Raw genomic sequence first — 14,723 nt, forward strand, 5'->3', positions numbered from 1 at the left:
CGCGCCGCCTCGCCCACCCCTCGGCGCCCGGCTCACAGGAACCGCGCCGCGATCTTCTCGGGGGTGAGGTGCACGGTGACCAGCTCCGGCAGCCGGGCGGATGTCTCCGGGTTGTGCTCGGCATACGTCAACCCGGTGTATTTGAGGGACAGTTCGTCCATCCGCTGTCGACTTCCCGCGCTCTCCAACCGCGCGGTGCCGCTCAGCACGGCGTAGCCGTAGGGCTCGTCCGGCGGATTGACCGTCACGCTCAGCCGCGGATCGCGGCGCAGGTTGCGGATCTTGCGCTTGTCGACGCCGGTGACGAAGAACAGGTCGCCGCCGTTCCGCCCCACCCAGACCACCGACTGGTGCGGACTGCCGTCCGGTTGGAGGGTCGCCACCGTCACGAAGACCGGGGAGTCGAGGACACCCGTCAACTTCTCGGACATGGTCGCGGACTCGTTCGCGGGCATGCGGGTTGGGCTCACGTAGCGCTCCAGAGGTGAGGAGGGAAGCCAGGCACCCCGCCGAGGGGTCTCGACGCCGGGCGGCCGGCGACGACCACGGCCGACCGGCGGCCGCAGTAGTTGACACAACTATGTGACAGTTATTGAGAGAATCGCAATCCCCTAGTGGCACTTTCTGGCCAATCGGCCTCGCGAACGCCTAAGATCCCGTCACGATGAGAGCCGATGCCGCACGCAACCTGGACGCGGTCCTGCAGACCGGAGCACGCCTGCTGGCGCACGATCCCGCGACGAGCATCGCGGCGATCGCGACCGCCGCGGGCGTGGACCGGCGCACCGTCTACCGTCGCTTCAGCACCCGCGAGGCCCTGATGGCCGCCGTCCACACCGCCAAACTCGACGCCTGCGAAGAAGTCCTCGCGCAGGCCCGGCTGACCGAGGCGCCCGTGACCGTGGCACTGCACCGGTACGCCGAGGGCATCATCACCGTGAGCAGGAAATGGCCGGTGGATCTCCAACAGGCGCGGGACGAGGCCGCAACCGCACGCCTTCAGCGGCTGCTCCAAGACCTCGACGCGTTCATGGCGCGGGCCGTCCGCGACGGCGTCCTCCGCCCGGGCCTCCCGGACCGCTGGGCGCGCACCCTGCTGACGCACCTCACCAACATGGCGTCCCACGAGATGCCCGAACTGACCCCCGCGCAGGGAGCCGACCTCGTGACCCGGTCCCTGCTCACCGGGCTGGGGCCGAACTGACGCCGGTCCGCACCGACCCGATCGACCCCGCCCGCGCTCGGTTCCCGCCGGTCAGTCGCGCTGCGCCATGAGGTCCCTGAGCACCTTCAGCACGTCGGCGGTGTCGTCGGCGGGCGGGGCCTGCACCGCCGCCTTGGCGCCGTAGTCGGAGTAGCGCGTGCTGGTCTTGATCGTGCCCTGCGGGGTCTTGATGTCCACGTCCATCTTCACGGGGTAGTTCTGGCCGTTGACCCAGACGTCGTAGTCGTAGCCCTTGACGCCCGACTTCTTGATGTTCGCGAAGAGCTTCTCCCGCTGCTCGGCCGTGAGGTTGGTGACGGACTTGAGCGACCCGAGCCCCGCCTCGACGGCCAGCGAGCCCTGGTAGTGCTCGGCGTGCTCGCCGTCGACCTCGCCGCTGCCCAGGTGCTTGACGTCCGGCGAGCCGAGCAGCATCGCGAGCTGCTGCGAGGGGTCCTGGTTCATGTCGTCCAGGCCGGCGGTGACCTGCCGCATGAGGGCGTTGTCGGCTGACTCGGCGGCGGCGGCCCGGAGGTCGAACTTGCCCCACCGCTTGCCGTCGAACGCCTCGGTCCGCTTGCCCATGTCCACGTAGACGGTGTTGTCGAGCCACACCATGTGCGACGTCTCGGCGCCGCCCGCCCGGCCCCCGAGCGGGCTCTCGCTCATGGTCACGTCCATGACCATCGGGTCCCATCCCATGACGCCCGACATCTTCGTCTCGCCGCCGTCCGGCAGCCCCGCCGGCATCGACATGCTCATCGTGACCTTCGCCGACTTCGCGGCCGCGGTCTTCTTGTAGGCGACCGTGAGCGCCTGGATCGGGGTGCGCTCGGCGCCCCCGCCGGAGCCGTCCCCCGCGGCCTTCTTCGCGCCCTGCTGGCAGCCCGCCACCCCTGCCAGTACGGCCACCGCCATGAGCGAGACGCCGGTGCGCCGCGCGATCCCCTTCTGCATGCCCCACCCCTTTTTGTCCGCCTCCGGGAAATACGCACGCACCGTAACGCATTGGCCTGACATTTATCGAAAGAGGTGATCCGGCTGTACCGTGCGCGCCCGCCGACTCCCCGGCGTCTTTATCGCCGCCTTCCTTACTGCCGATTTACGGTTCCTTTGAGCACTATGGGTGTGTCTTGGCAACTTTCGTGTGCCTCAGGACACCTGAGGAAGAATCAAAGGACCACCAGTGCGCCCACCCGTCATCCCGATGTCAGCCTCCGCACCCGGCCCGGCGGAGCATCGGAGCTGACGACCATGGCGAACTCCCCACAATCCACCGCGACACTGGGGCCCCTCCCCTCGAAGCCCGTCCCAAGCCCACTTCCCGATCCGCGCCACCGCTCCGCGCCGTGGTTGCGCCCCACCATCCGGATACGGCTCACGCTGCTGTACGGCGGCATGTTCCTGATGGCCGGCGTCGTACTGCTCACGATCATCTTCTTCTTCGCGGCCGACACCCTCAAAGAAGGCACTCCGGACTTCAGGGTCTTCGGCAGCAACCTGAGGGTCAGCAACGTCAACTGCCCCATCCTGCCGGCGTCCGGCAGCGTCGACGAGATCAACACGGCGATCAGCACCTGCATCCAGGACCAACGCACCCTGGCGCTGGGCCAGTTCTTCAACCGTTCGTTGTTGGCGTTGTTGGGGTTGACGATCGTGGCGTTCGCGTTTGGTTATGCGATGGCGGGGCGGGTGTTGTCGCCGTTGGGGCGGATCACGCGGACCGCGCAGCGGGTGGCGGGGTCGGATCTGCATCGGCGGATCGAGCTGGGTGGTCCGGATGACGAGCTGAAGGAGTTGGCGGACACCTTCGACGAGATGTTGGACCGGTTGGACCGGGCGTTTGAGTCGCAGCGGCGGTTCGTGTCGAACGCGTCGCATGAGTTGCGGACGCCGTTGGCGATCAATCGGACGTTGTTGGAGGTGCAGCTGGCGGATCCGCAGGCGTCGCCGGAGGTGCAGCAGCTGGGGAAGACGCTGTTGGCGACGAATGAGCGCAGTGAGCAGTTGGTGGAGGGGTTGCTGCTGTTGGCGCGCAGTGAGAACAAGATCGTGGACAAGCGTCCGGTGGATCTGTCGGAGGTGGCCTCGCAGGCGGTGGATCAGACGCGTGAGGAGGCGCAGGCCAAGGGGGTGCAGCTGCGCGGGGTGCGGCAGCAGGTGTTCGTGCAGGGCAATGGGGTGCTGTTGGAGCGGATCGCGTTGAATCTGGTGCAGAACGCGGTGCGGTACAACGTGCCCGAGGGCGGTTGGGTGGAGGTGGCCACGGAGCCGCAGCCGGGGTGTGCGGTGCTGGTGGTCTCCAATACGGGGCCGGTGGTGCCGGCGTACGAGGTGGAGAACCTCTTCGAACCGTTCCGGCGGCTGCGTACGGAGCGGACCGGCAGCGACAAGGGCGTGGGCCTTGGCCTGTCCATCGTCCGGTCCGTGGTCCGCGCCCACGACGGCACCATCACCGCCGAACCCCGCGAAGGCGGCGGACTCGACATGCGCGTCGTCCTCCCGCACGCACCGTGATGTCCGCGGGCTTCCTCGGCTGGTCGGTGGCAGGGACGAACGCCCCCTGCCACCGACTCGCCGGCTCGCGCCCGCCCCGCCTCACTGATCGTCCGGCACCGCCGGCAGCGCTCGTTCCGCGGTGCGGGACGCGACGAGGATGGACAGTGTGCTCCGGGCCTCACGCCGTAGTTCCTCGCGCCGCGCGAAGGCGGAGGTGAAGGCGAGAACCGAGACCGTCGCCGCATACAGGGCGACACCAACAGCAGACAGGAGCCCGATGCTCATCGGGCACGCACCTTTCTTCCCCCCACTCGGGTACGCCCGGCCGGCCAACGGACCGGGGTGCGTGCTGCGCTTCCACCTTACGCATCCTGTCAACACCCTTACACCGCCGCGTCCCACGCCGCCCTGCCCGCCGTCCCCGCCCACCGGTTCCCCGTGTCGAAGCCGGGACGTGCGGCGGCCCGCAGGTAGCTTTCGGGACGGACAGTCACTCGTTCAGTCACGCGTTCCACATGCGTCAGGCATTGCGGCCGGAGGGAGCGACCCACCATGCGTCCGCGCTTCTTCTCATCGCCGTGGAGGCCCCGGTGAACCGCGACGAGCGGGCACTCGGCCGGCGGCATCTCGTGACGGGGCTGGCCGCGCTCGCCGCGACCTCGGCGTGTTCGGGCTCGGGCGCCCCGGGGCCCGGCGCCAGCCGCGCGGCACCGGGCTATCCGCAGGCGCAGTGGGTCCCCGCCAGCATCACCAACTTCACCCCCGCCGACCGGCCGGCCAGTCATCCCGTACAGATGGTGATCGTGCACGTCACGCAGGAGACGTTCCCCGACACCCTGATGCTGTTCGGCCGTCCCGGCTACCGCGCCTCCGCCCACTACACCCTGCGGTCCCAGGACGGCTTCCTCGCCCAGTGCGTGCAGGAACACGACGTCGCCTGGCACGCCGGCAACAGCACGTACAACTGGCGCAGCATCGGGGTGGAGCACGAGGGGCGGGTCGACGAGCCCCGCTGGTTCACCGACGTGCTCTACGAGCGGTCGGCCGCGCTGACCGCCGCGATCTGCCACCGCTACGGCATCCCGGTCGACCGCCGCCACATCATCGGCCACAACGAGGTGCCCGGCGCCGACCACATCGACCCCGGCCCGCTGTGGGACTGGCCCCGCTATATGCGGCTGGTGGCCGCCGCCTTCTGACCACTGCCCGGTGGACGCCAGCGGGCCCGGTGGCCCGGGCCCACCTCGGTCAGCGGTTGCCGTTGAAGTAGGTGATGTCCCAGTGGGTGCCGCTCCGTGCCACTTCGCGGGCGTAGACGTTGCCCGCCGGGGACTTGTAGGTCTTGGCGCCGTCACCCGGGCGTCGGCCCGTGTAGCGGAAGTGGCCGGCGATGTACCTGTCCACGCACGGGGTCACATGGACATCGACCTTGTAGCCGTTCCAGTGGCTGTACCTGCCTTCCTGGTGGCCCTTCTCGGTGCCCGCGGTGACGGTGACCGCGCACCGGCTCGCCCGCTTGAACGCGATCACGCCGGCGACGGTGGTCCGGTTGATCTGCTCGAAGGACGTGCAGCTCCGGTTGTTCCGGTCGCTGCACCGGCCGGACGAGGTCCAGGCGACGCCGGCCTCCCGGAACTGCTGTGCCGCGGCGGCGTGGGGGTACTTCGCCGGCGCGGCGGCCACCGCGGGCGCGGTGACCGCGAGCAGTCCGGCTGCCAGGAGTGACGCGACCGCGGTGAGCTTGCGCAAGGTCATACGGGATCCCTTCGGAGCCGATCTCGGACCCCTGCACAGTGCCCTGTGCCAGCGGCATGTCCAATGGGCCGGGCGGGGGCGCGTGATGGCACCGGGCGCGCGGTCCGACCGGTCGCGCGCCACCGCTGCGCTCCGCACCGCACGGAGTCTCGTTCCGCCACGGTGCGGACGGCCGTTGCGTGGGTGCGCTGGTGATGGTCGTGCGGTGGCGCGGGGCGGTGTCCGGCACGGTCGGCTGCGATCGGGCCGGCAGGGACAACGGGGCGGACCCGACTCGGTCCGCCCAACTCGCCGTTCTCCCGGCCCTATTCTGCGGTCTCGGTGGATTCGTGCGCTGCGGAGGCGTCCGCGCCCGGCTCCGCCGCGTCCTGGAACGCCTCCAGCATCTCCGGGGACCAGGTCAGGCTGCCGTCCCGCAGGTCGTCGAGCACTCCTTGGAGCCAGCGCTCCTCCGCGCCGACGACGGCGAGGAGGTATTCGTTCTCGATGAGCGTGATCCGTGGGAGTCCGGCCGGGGCCGCGGCGTTCTGGCGCTCCAGTTCGGCGCGCTGGGCCGCGAGCCGTTTCCGGCGCCGCTCCAGGATCGGTGCCACCTCGTCCGGGCTGAGCATCAGCATGTTCGACAGCGCGGCCGGGAACACCGGGAACTCCGCCTTGGGGACCGCCAGCATCTGCTCCAGCCACTGGCGAGTGACCGCCCGCCCCTCGTCGGTGACCTCGTAGACCGTCCGCTCCGGGTACTGCTGATCGCGCTCGGTGTGCCGGACGGTGATCAGTCCGCCGGTCTGCAGCCGCTCGATGGTGCGGTAGAGCCCGGCCCGCTGGCCGACGTTGACCACCTGCTCCTTGCCCCACTCCTTGAGCAGTTGCTGGATGCCGTAGGGGTGCAGCGGGCGGTGGTGCAGCAGCGCCAGCACGGTGAGGCCGAGCGGCGAGCTCTTCACGGGGGCGGTCATGCAGGTCATCGTAGTCAACGGCGTAACTAGTTGCATTGAGACTAGTTGCTTTGCAACTATGGAGGGCGTCGGCACGGCGGCGCGCACGCACCGCCGTCGCCGGTGCGACGCGAACGATCCACGCACATCACAACGATCCACGCACTTCAACTGGGAGCGGTTATGGACCTCAACGGCGGGCTCGGCGGCCACGGCGCCCGGACGCGGACGGCACTGGTCATCGGGGGTGGGGTGGCGGGGCCGGTGACGGCACTCGCGCTGCGCAGGGCAGGCATCGCGGCGACGGTCTACGAGGCGTACCCGACCGCCGCGGACGGGGTCGGGGCCTGGCTGGGCCTGGCGCCGAACGGGCTGGCGGCGCTGGCGACGGTCGGTGCCGACGCGGCGGTGCGCGCGGTGGGCGAGCCGGTCCCGGGGATGGTGATGGCGGACGGCGCCGGCAACCACCTCACCCGTTTCGACGGCTTCCCCGAGCTGCCCCCGACGATGACGATGCCGCGCGACCGGCTGTTCCGTGCACTGGCCGATCACGCGGCCGGCGAGGGCATCCGGTTCGAGTACGGCAAGCGGCTGGTCGACGCCGAGGAGACGCCCGAGGGCGTCACGGCCCACTTCGCGGACGGCAGCTCCGCCACCGCCGACCTGCTGATCGGGGCGGACGGCATACGTTCCACGGTCCGCACCGTGATCGATCCCCAGGCACCCGCGCCCGAGTACGGCGGCGTGCTGAGCTTCGGCGGCTACGCGGCGGCGGACTGCGGCATCGACAGCGAGGTCAAGGTCGAACCAGGCACGATGTACTTCGCGTTCGGTCGCGCCTTCATGGGCTACTGGCGGGGTGCGGACGGCCGGCTGATCTGGTTCGCCGGACTGCCCACGGACACCCCGCCGAGCCAGGACGAGCTGGCGCGGGTGCCCACCACCGAGTGGATGAGCAGGCTGCGCGACCTGTACGCCGGCCACGTCCCCGGTGAGCTGCTGCTGCGGCACACCGACCCCGATGCGCTGATGGTCGTCGGCCGGATGGAACAGATGCCGTCCGTACCGCACTGGCACCGGGGGCGGATGGTGCTGGTGGGCGACGCGGTGCACGCGCCCTCCTCCAGTTCCGGGCAGGGCGCCTCGCTCGCCATGGAGAGCGCGGTCGAACTGGCCCGCTGTCTGCGCGATCTCCCCACCCACCGCGAGGCGTTCGCCGCCTACGAAGCACTGCGGCGCCCGCGCGTGGAGGCGATCGGGCAGAACGCCGCGGCCGTCAACAAGGTCAAGGCGGGCAAGAGCGCCGCGCCCGCGCCGGCGATCGGGGCGCCCGAGGAGATGCTCCGCGCGCTGCACTTCCATCGGATCGCCTGGGAGGAGACGGTGACGACGGCCGGCAGGTGACGAGCGACGGCTGAGCGGCGGCGCGCGAGGGGTACGCGGTGGCGGCGGCAGCGGCCGGTCACCCTTCCTCGCCGTCGCCGTCCGGCACCTCCGGCACCTCCGGAACCTCCGGCACCGCGGTCGCGACCGCGGCCGCGATCACGCTCAGGCAGGCGCGGACCGGCGGGCTCTGCGCGCGGGCGAGCCAGGCGGCCCGGATGTCGCGGCGGAGGGCCGGGCGGGTGGCGAGGAAGCGTACGTCGGGCGGCGCGGGGCGGCGCGACATGGCCGGGGTGAGACTGGCGGCCACATTGCGGGAGACCAGGGCGAGTTGGGTGAGGTGGTCGGCGAGGAGGTAGCGGATGTCGGGCTCGACGCCGCGGGTGCGGAGCGTCTGGACGAGGGTGTCGTGCGGCTCCGTACCGGGCGGGCAGCAGGCCCAGGCGGTGTCCGCGAGCGCACGGAGATCGGCGTGGGCGGCGAGGTCGATGGTCGAGCGCCCGGCGAGCGGGTGGTGTGCGGAGAGTGCGACATAGACCTCCTCGCCGATCAGGGTGCGGAGCGTGACGCCTTCCGGGACGGCGAGGGGGCGGGTGGTCCAACTCTCGACGAGGAGGAGGTCCAGCTCACCGTCGACGAGGCGGGGCAGCAGGTCGACGGCCTCGCCGTCGACGACCGTGGGGGTGAGACGAGGGTGCTCGGCGGCGAGGGCGGCGAGCGCGTCGGGCAGCAGGGTGCGCACCGCGCTTCCGACACCGCCGATGCGGAGGGGGCCCAGCACCTCGCTGCCGAGGTCGGCCAAGTCGGCCTGTGCGGACGCCAGTTGTGCGATCAGTCGATCGGCGTGGCCGGCCAGGACGCGGCCGGCGTGGGTCAGGCGGACGCTGCGGCCGTGCGGTTGGAGGAGGGGGTGACCCGCTTCGCGTTCCAGTTTGGCCAGTTGCTGGGAGACCGCGGAGGGCGTCATGTGCAGGGCGCGGGCGGCCCGGGCGATCGATCCGTGGGTGGCGACGGCGGCGAGCGCGCGGAGCCGATCAATACTGAACACGTTAGGGATGCTACCGATTATTGGGCTTGAATCATTGCTTTTTGTTTATGGTGCGGCCAGGCACAGTGGATGACATGACGCCTGGAAACGAGTCGTTGACATCGGGACAGTCAGGTTCAGGATCGTCAGCTTCGGGAGAGTCGGCACCGGGAAAGCCGGCATCGGGAAAGCCGGCGTCGCCAAGGTCGACATCGGGAGGGAAGTCAACAGGCGTGCGGGCGGGCGTCGTTGGCGCACCGAGCCGGCGGTCTTCGCCGTTCGGCCGGGCGGGGCGTCCCGTCGTACTGGCCATCGCGGGATCGGCGTGCATCTCCGCCTCGGCCGTCTTCATGAAGCTCTCCGGGACGAACGCGGGCACGGCGGCCTTTCTGCGCTGCGCGTTGGCGCTGTTCCTGCTGGTGCCGCTCGCCTGGCGGGAGGTGCGACGGGTCGGCGCCCGGCCGTTGCGCTATCAGCTGATGGACATCGGCGCCGGCGTGCTGCTCGGCGTGGACATGGTGTTCTGGGCGGCCAGCGTCCTCGACGTCGGCGCTTCGGTCGCCACGGTGTTGCTCAACGTCCAGGTCGTGGTCTTCCCGTTGCTCGCCCGGCTGGTGTCGGGGACGCGGCTGACGGGACGGTTCGTGCTGATGGTCCCGCTGATGTTGGCCGGTGTGGCGCTGGCGAGCGGGGCGCTCGGGCGTCCGCAGGCCGGCAGTGATCCGGTCGCCGGGGTGGCGTTCGGGACGGCGGCGGGGGTGACGTACGCGGGATACCTGTTCCTGATGCGACTGGGCGGCGGACGCGAGCACACCGTCACTCCGGTGTGCGTCTCGACCGCGGCGGCCGCCGCGACGGCTGCCGTGCTGGGCGGCCTGTGGACCGGGATCGATCTGGATCCGGGCTGGCCCGCGTGGGGCTGGCTGATCACGCTCGCCTTCGTCGGGCAGGTGCTCGCCTGGCTCCTGATCACGGCCGCACTGCCGAGGCTGGCACCGAACGTCGGAGCCGCACTGCTGCTGCTCCAGCCGGTGATGGCCTTCGGGTTGGGGGTCGCGATCGGCGAGCGGCCCACCCCGACCCAGGCCGCGGGCTGCGCCCTGGTGGTCGCAGCCGTCTGGCACACCGGCCGGACGCCACGGGAGCGTCGGCGGGGAGCCGGGTGAGGCGGCGGAGGCCCGGCCGCCTCCGGGGGCGGCCCGCGCGGGCGCCCCGCCGCGATACCGTCACCGCATGGCTGATTCCCACAGCGCCGATCCCCGCCTGACCACACCGTCCTTCCTCGTGCTCGGCTTCATCGACCAGTTGGGCGAGGCCACCCCCTACGACGTGAAGGTCGAGGCCGGCCGCACGGTGGCCCCGTTCTGGTCGATGCCGCATGCGCAGGTCTACGCGCAGTGCGACCGGCTCGTCGCGGCGGGACTGCTGTCCGAATCCCGGCAGTCGGGCGGGCGCAACCGGCGGTTGCTGAAGCTGACTCCGGCGGGCAAGGCGGCCTTGGCGGAGTGGCTCGCCGACTCGACCTTCGTCCCGGTCGAGGCGCGGGAGCGCAGCATCCTCAAGCTGTGGTTCGGCGGCCGGCCGGAGGTCCACTCCCCCGTCCAGGTCAGCGAACACCACCGCACGTTGGCGGAGTACGAGGAACTCGCCGAGAGCGTAGGGGAGTTGCTGACGCGCGGGCAGCGCGAGGCGCTGGAGTTCGGCATCCGCTACGAGCGGATGATGATCGACTTCTGGCAGTGGGTGGAGCAACGGGGCGACCAGCGGGGCGAGTAGACCGCGCCGGGGCGCGACGCCCGCACACCCCCTCCCCCTGCGCACATCCATCCATATCCCACCAAGGACATGCGCTTCGCGCCGGCACGCGGCGCGGAAGCCGCGCCGGCCATTGACCGCGGACCGGATCACCCCTACCTTCTCGACAGTCCAGTTAGGACCATCCATTTAGGACCATTGCCGGGCACCGGGCCCGTCGGAGACAGGGCCGCGATCCAGGGAGTCGCCATGAACCGTCCGAGGAGGGCCACTTGGCGCCGCGCGGCCACCATCGCCGTGGTCGTCGTCTGCGTGGGGTACGCGCCGATCGCGATGACCGAGCTGTGGCCGTACGCGCACCGGGGCGCCCCCGCCTTCGGTGAATGGCTGCTGGGCCGGGCGGTGTCACCGCGCTATGTCGCGGACGCCCTCGCCACCCGCATCGGACCGTACGGCCGCAGCCTGGCCGCGATGATCTTCCATTCGGTGCTGGGCGGCGTGCTGATGCTGCTCGGGCCCGCGCAGTTGATCTCGGCGATCCGGCGGCGCAGGCGGCTGCACCGCGTCCTGGGCGTGGTGTTCGCACTGACGGTGTACGCCTCGATGGCGGGCGCGGCGATCTACCTGGCGCGGACCGCGCCGCGCGACGCGTTCAGCGGGCCGGCGTTCTGGATCGTGCTCGCCACCATCCTGGTCGGCACCGTCATGAGCGTCACCTTCGGCATCCTCGCGGCGATCGGCAACTTCCCCGATCTGCACCAGCGTTGGATGCTGCTGTGCTACGCCTACCTGATGACCGCGCCGCTGCTGCGCCTGGAATGGGGCGCGCTCCCGGCGTTCCTCCCCGGCCTCTCCATGGCGGACGTCAACCGCGTCGCGATCATGCACCTCGGGGCCGTCGTCGCCTTCGGAGCCCTGGTCGCCTCGCGCACGATGGACAACCGGGACGCGTCACCCGGGGTCCGCGGCACCTGGGTGCCGACGCCGGTGCTGGTCACGGCCCACGTGGCCGGCGCGTCGGCGCTCGGCTGGCTCGTCAGGTCCGCCATGGGGTGGGGCAGTGGCGGTTCCCGTCTGATGGCCGCCTATCTGGTCCCCTTCGCCGCGGCCTACGCCACCATGTTCGTCTGCCAGCGGCGGGCGGGCCGGGACGGCAGGAGCTGGGCGCGCGAGGAGTGGCGGCTGCATCTGGTCGCGCTGTGCCTGGCTCCGCCGTTCTCCGCCGCCGCGGGGCTGCTGTTCGAGCACTATGCGGGGCTCGACCGGCCGACGGCACTGGCCGCGGGGATCGCCATCGGCTGCGGGATGTTGGCCTTCGCGGCGACCGCGGTGGTGAGCGTGCGGGTGATGGTCGGACGCGAGGTGCTCAAACGGGAGCGACTGGCTGCCGCCCCGCGGCCGGTCCGGGATCCGGCGCCGGTGGGGTGAAGCCCGTTGCCCCTCGGACGCACGGTGCCGGCGACGACACGGGAGGCGGAGAAGAGATGGCCAAGGCGGGGCTGGGACCGGGACTGGGACTGGTTGCGAGGCCGGGGAGCGGGCGGGGCGGCCTGCGTGCCGGGCCTCAACGACCCACGTCGTGGTATTCCTCGGACAGCCGGACGACCTCTTCGGCCAGCGGCTCCAACTGCGGTTCCTGGCGCGCCGCGGCCCGTGCCAGGCGGGCGATCGCCGCGGACCACCTCGCGTCCGCCCGGCCCGCCGCACCCCCTTCGGCCACTTCCAGCTGTGCGGGCTCCTCACCGATGCGGGCGAATCCGCGGTCGAGCAGGCCGCGGGCTTCGTCGGGGCGGTGCCGGGCCAGGGCCTTCACCGCGCCGGTGGCATTGGCCAGCGCACTGGCCGGCCGCGACCATTCCCCCTCACGGGCGCGCGCCCGGGGGTTGTCCCGGTCGTCATCCTCGTGGTCGGCGACGGACTCCGCCCGTACGGACAGGTCGAGCCGCCAGAAGAGCGGCACCTGGGCGAAGCGGACGAACAGCAACCGACGCCCATCGGAATGCCGGAAGTCGGGATCGGAGCGCAGCGCCGCCACCGGCCGCACCCCTCGCAGGACCTGCTCCGCCCGCACCAGGCACGCACCGAACTCGCGGTCCGGGACGACCCGTTCGACGTCGATGTCGCTGTAGTCGTCCGCGGTGCCCGCCGCCAGTGAGCCCAGCAGCACCGTCCGCGATGCGGGACAGTCGCGCTCCAGGGCGGCCCGCACCGCGTCCACGAGCGCCTGGCGATCCGATGCGCACAGCATGGCGACAGCCTGGCCAGGGCGCGTCCGACGGGTCAGCGTCGGGTCCGCGGTCGGTACGAGGGTGCCGCCGGTACGGGCGCGGGTCAGCCGGGTCGCCCCTGGCTCCGCAGCGCCCCGTACACCGACCACACCACCGACACCAGCGGCACCGCGACCACCGCCCCGAGAACACCCGCCGTGACGCCCCCGCAGACCACCGCCAGCGCCACCACCATCGGGTGCAGGCTCACCGCGCGGCTCATCACCACAGGGTGCAGTACATGCCCTTCGAGCTGTCCGATGAGCACGATGAGCAGGATGACGAGCAGCGCCACCAGGGGCCCCTTGGCCGCCAGGGCCACCACCGCGGCCACCGCCAGCGCCACCGGTGAGCCGATGAGCGGGACGAAGGCGGCGAAGAACTCCAGCACCGCGAGCGGCAGTACCAGCGGCACGCCCAGTACGAAGAGGGCCACGCCCACGAGGACGGCGTTGGTGGCGGCGATCAGCACGATGCCGCGGGTGTAGCCGGTGAACGTGGTCCACGCCGCGCGTCCCGCGGTACCGACCGGCCGGCGTCCGCGCTCCGGGAGCTGACCGCCGAACCAGAGCCACATCCGGGCGCCCGAATGCAGGAAGAAGACCGAGCAGAACAGGGCCAGCACACCGACCGTCAGCACCTCCGCCAGCCGGCCCACGCCGCTCACCGCGGTGTTGATGAGGTTGGCGCGGTTGGTGGACACGAAGTGGGAGATCCACTCCTGGAGGTGGGAGAGGGAGCCGGGCTGGAGGTGGAACGGCGGGCCTTCGAGCCATCGCTCGATCCTCGCCACGCCCCCGGTGAACACCAGGCGCAGACCGGGCCACTCATCGGCCACGTTGGCCCCCATCAGGCTCAGCACGCCGAACAGCAGCAGGATCCCTAACAGCAGCCCGGCGGTGACCGCCCCGGCCCGCGGCAGCCACCGGCCCAGCAGGTTCGTCAAAGGTTCGAGCAAGGCGGTGAGCACCAGTCCCAGGAACACCGCCAGGGTGACGAGGTGGAACCGCCCCAGCACCACGAACACCACATAGACGGCGGCGCCCACGACCAGCAGCCGCCAGCCGTACGCGGCAGCCATGCGCAGCGACCTGGGTACGGCGACGGCCTCGCGCGGTCGTGGGGCCGACGTCCCACCGGTCCGCCGCACGACGAGCCATCGACGCCGATGCGGGACGGCTCGCTGTGCGGCGGACGCGGCATCCCGCGGTCTGCGGGTGGGACCGGCCCTGCGGGATCGGTTCGGCACGTTTGCGCCGCCACCTCCTCCCGCCCGCGGGCCTTCATGGGGACCCTCCTGCCACGGGGCCCCGAAGAGAGCGGTATCACCGCCGGGAGGGGATCGAACACAACCAACCGGTATTCCCCCGAAGGCACCCGGCCGGGTCACCCGGGGCGCCGGTGGACGGTCGCCGGACGGCGGCCACGGGCGGCGATCACGGACGGCGGTCGTCGGCCGCGACCGTCAGCCGTGATCTGGGCCCTGACCTGGCCCTTTACGCCTGCCGCAGCCCTCGTCTAGCAGAAGTTGCCGTTACTGCAACCGGGGCACACAGTGAAAGGGGACGCTCGAACGAGATCGGAGCACATCGTGGTCGTTCTCGGCATCATCCTGCTCGTCATCGGCCTGGTCGCCGGCCTTTCCTTTCTGGTGACGGTCGGCAGCATCCTGCTCCTCGTCGGGGCGGTCCTGTGGCTGCTCGGCGTGATGGGGCACGCGGTCGGCGGACGGCGTCACTACTGGTAGCGGCCCATGGACGGCGGCCGAAGGAACGGGGCAGGGCGGGAACACGGTCCGGGTCCGCAGCGGCTCACGGGCCCAGAGGAACGGTCAGTCGCCAGTAGTCCAGTAGCCAGTAGCCAGTAGCCAGTAGCCAGTAGCCAGTAGCCAGTAGGAG

Annotated in this window: 17 protein-coding genes; 8 read left to right on the forward strand and 9 right to left on the reverse strand. The window is 71.2% G+C overall.

The window, feature by feature from the left end; translation table 11 throughout:
* Positions 1-32: 32 nt before the first annotated feature.
* Entirely contained in the window at positions 33-431 is a 399-nt protein-coding gene (locus tag MOV08_RS03595; RefSeq protein WP_275306187.1) for a PPOX class F420-dependent oxidoreductase, read from the reverse strand.
* Positions 432-664: 233 nt separating this feature from the next.
* Between MOV08_RS03595 and MOV08_RS03600 the strand changes: the two genes are divergently transcribed.
* A complete protein-coding gene (locus tag MOV08_RS03600; RefSeq protein WP_275306189.1) occupies positions 665-1,204 on the forward strand; it encodes a TetR family transcriptional regulator in 540 nt (179 codons plus the stop codon).
* Positions 1,205-1,255: 51 nt separating this feature from the next.
* Here the strand turns inward: MOV08_RS03600 and MOV08_RS03605 are convergent, their stop codons facing one another.
* Positions 1,256-2,161 (reverse strand): SCO4651 family lipoprotein, encoded by a 906-nt coding sequence (locus MOV08_RS03605; protein WP_039629462.1) that lies wholly within the window; start codon positions 2,159-2,161, stop codon positions 1,256-1,258.
* Between the two features lie 297 nt (positions 2,162-2,458).
* Here MOV08_RS03605 and MOV08_RS03610 point away from each other — a divergent pair, with 297 nt between their 5' ends.
* Positions 2,459-3,721: a sensor histidine kinase gene (locus tag MOV08_RS03610; protein WP_275306191.1), complete on the forward strand. Its 1,263-nt coding sequence runs from the start codon at positions 2,459-2,461 to the stop codon at positions 3,719-3,721.
* A gap of 81 nt (positions 3,722-3,802) precedes the next feature.
* Here the strand turns inward: MOV08_RS03610 and MOV08_RS03615 are convergent, their stop codons facing one another.
* Positions 3,803-3,988, reverse strand: a complete 186-nt coding sequence (locus tag MOV08_RS03615) for a hypothetical protein (RefSeq protein ID WP_039629464.1) — start codon at positions 3,986-3,988, stop codon at positions 3,803-3,805.
* A 305-nt stretch (positions 3,989-4,293) separates the two neighbouring features.
* On the opposite strand from MOV08_RS03615, the gene MOV08_RS03620 reads away from it, so the two are divergent.
* A complete protein-coding gene (locus MOV08_RS03620) occupies positions 4,294-4,902 on the forward strand; it encodes an N-acetylmuramoyl-L-alanine amidase (protein ID WP_275306192.1) in 609 nt (202 codons plus the stop codon).
* Between the two features lie 49 nt (positions 4,903-4,951).
* On the opposite strand, the gene MOV08_RS03625 is transcribed toward MOV08_RS03620, so the two are convergent.
* Together MOV08_RS03625 and MOV08_RS03630 are read right to left on the reverse strand one after the other, a co-directional pair.
* The gene (locus tag MOV08_RS03625) at positions 4,952-5,458 is read right to left on the reverse strand and encodes a hypothetical protein (RefSeq protein ID WP_275306194.1); all 507 of its coding nucleotides are present in this window, start codon (positions 5,456-5,458) and stop codon (positions 4,952-4,954) included.
* Between the two features lie 305 nt (positions 5,459-5,763).
* Positions 5,764-6,414, reverse strand: coding sequence for a PadR family transcriptional regulator (locus MOV08_RS03630; protein ID WP_052286462.1), 651 nt, complete (start codon positions 6,412-6,414; stop codon positions 5,764-5,766).
* 162 nt (positions 6,415-6,576) lie between these two features.
* Between MOV08_RS03630 and MOV08_RS03635 the strand changes: the two genes are divergently transcribed.
* Positions 6,577-7,797: an FAD-dependent monooxygenase gene (locus MOV08_RS03635; protein ID WP_275306195.1), complete on the forward strand. Its 1,221-nt coding sequence runs from the start codon at positions 6,577-6,579 to the stop codon at positions 7,795-7,797.
* A gap of 58 nt (positions 7,798-7,855) precedes the next feature.
* On the opposite strand, the gene MOV08_RS03640 is transcribed toward MOV08_RS03635, so the two are convergent.
* Together MOV08_RS03640 and MOV08_RS03645 are read right to left on the reverse strand one after the other, a co-directional pair.
* Positions 7,856-8,824, reverse strand: a complete 969-nt coding sequence (locus MOV08_RS03640; protein ID WP_275306197.1) for a LysR family transcriptional regulator — start codon at positions 8,822-8,824, stop codon at positions 7,856-7,858.
* Between the two features lie 31 nt (positions 8,825-8,855).
* Positions 8,856-9,155, reverse strand: a complete 300-nt coding sequence (locus MOV08_RS03645; protein ID WP_275306198.1) for a hypothetical protein — start codon at positions 9,153-9,155, stop codon at positions 8,856-8,858.
* Between MOV08_RS03645 and MOV08_RS03650 the strand changes: the two genes are divergently transcribed.
* The 3 genes from MOV08_RS03650 (at position 9,154) to MOV08_RS03660 (ending at position 11,986) form a co-directional block, all read left to right on the forward strand.
* The gene (locus MOV08_RS03650) at positions 9,154-9,969 is read left to right on the forward strand and encodes a DMT family transporter (protein WP_275306199.1); all 816 of its coding nucleotides are present in this window, start codon (positions 9,154-9,156) and stop codon (positions 9,967-9,969) included. The genes MOV08_RS03645 and MOV08_RS03650 overlap by 2 nt on opposite strands.
* 67 nt (positions 9,970-10,036) lie before the next feature.
* Positions 10,037-10,579 (forward strand): helix-turn-helix transcriptional regulator, encoded by a 543-nt coding sequence (locus MOV08_RS03655; protein ID WP_275306200.1) that lies wholly within the window; start codon positions 10,037-10,039, stop codon positions 10,577-10,579.
* A 228-nt stretch (positions 10,580-10,807) separates the two neighbouring features.
* The gene (locus MOV08_RS03660) at positions 10,808-11,986 is read left to right on the forward strand and encodes a DUF2306 domain-containing protein (RefSeq protein WP_275306202.1); all 1,179 of its coding nucleotides are present in this window, start codon (positions 10,808-10,810) and stop codon (positions 11,984-11,986) included.
* Between the two features lie 136 nt (positions 11,987-12,122).
* On the opposite strand, the gene MOV08_RS03665 is transcribed toward MOV08_RS03660, so the two are convergent.
* Positions 12,123-12,806, reverse strand: a complete 684-nt coding sequence (locus MOV08_RS03665; RefSeq protein ID WP_275306203.1) for a hypothetical protein — start codon at positions 12,804-12,806, stop codon at positions 12,123-12,125.
* An 83-nt stretch (positions 12,807-12,889) separates the two neighbouring features.
* Entirely contained in the window at positions 12,890-13,906 is a 1,017-nt protein-coding gene (locus MOV08_RS03670) for an AI-2E family transporter (protein ID WP_039629470.1), read from the reverse strand.
* Between the two features lie 510 nt (positions 13,907-14,416).
* Between MOV08_RS03670 and MOV08_RS03675 the strand changes: the two genes are divergently transcribed.
* Positions 14,417-14,572: a DUF6131 family protein gene (locus tag MOV08_RS03675; protein WP_203232509.1), complete on the forward strand. Its 156-nt coding sequence runs from the start codon at positions 14,417-14,419 to the stop codon at positions 14,570-14,572.
* Positions 14,573-14,723: the final 151 nt, after the last annotated feature.

The organism is Streptomyces yunnanensis, from assembly GCF_029011865.1.
Taxonomy (GTDB): Bacteria; Actinomycetota; Actinomycetes; order Streptomycetales; family Streptomycetaceae; genus Streptomyces; species Streptomyces yunnanensis.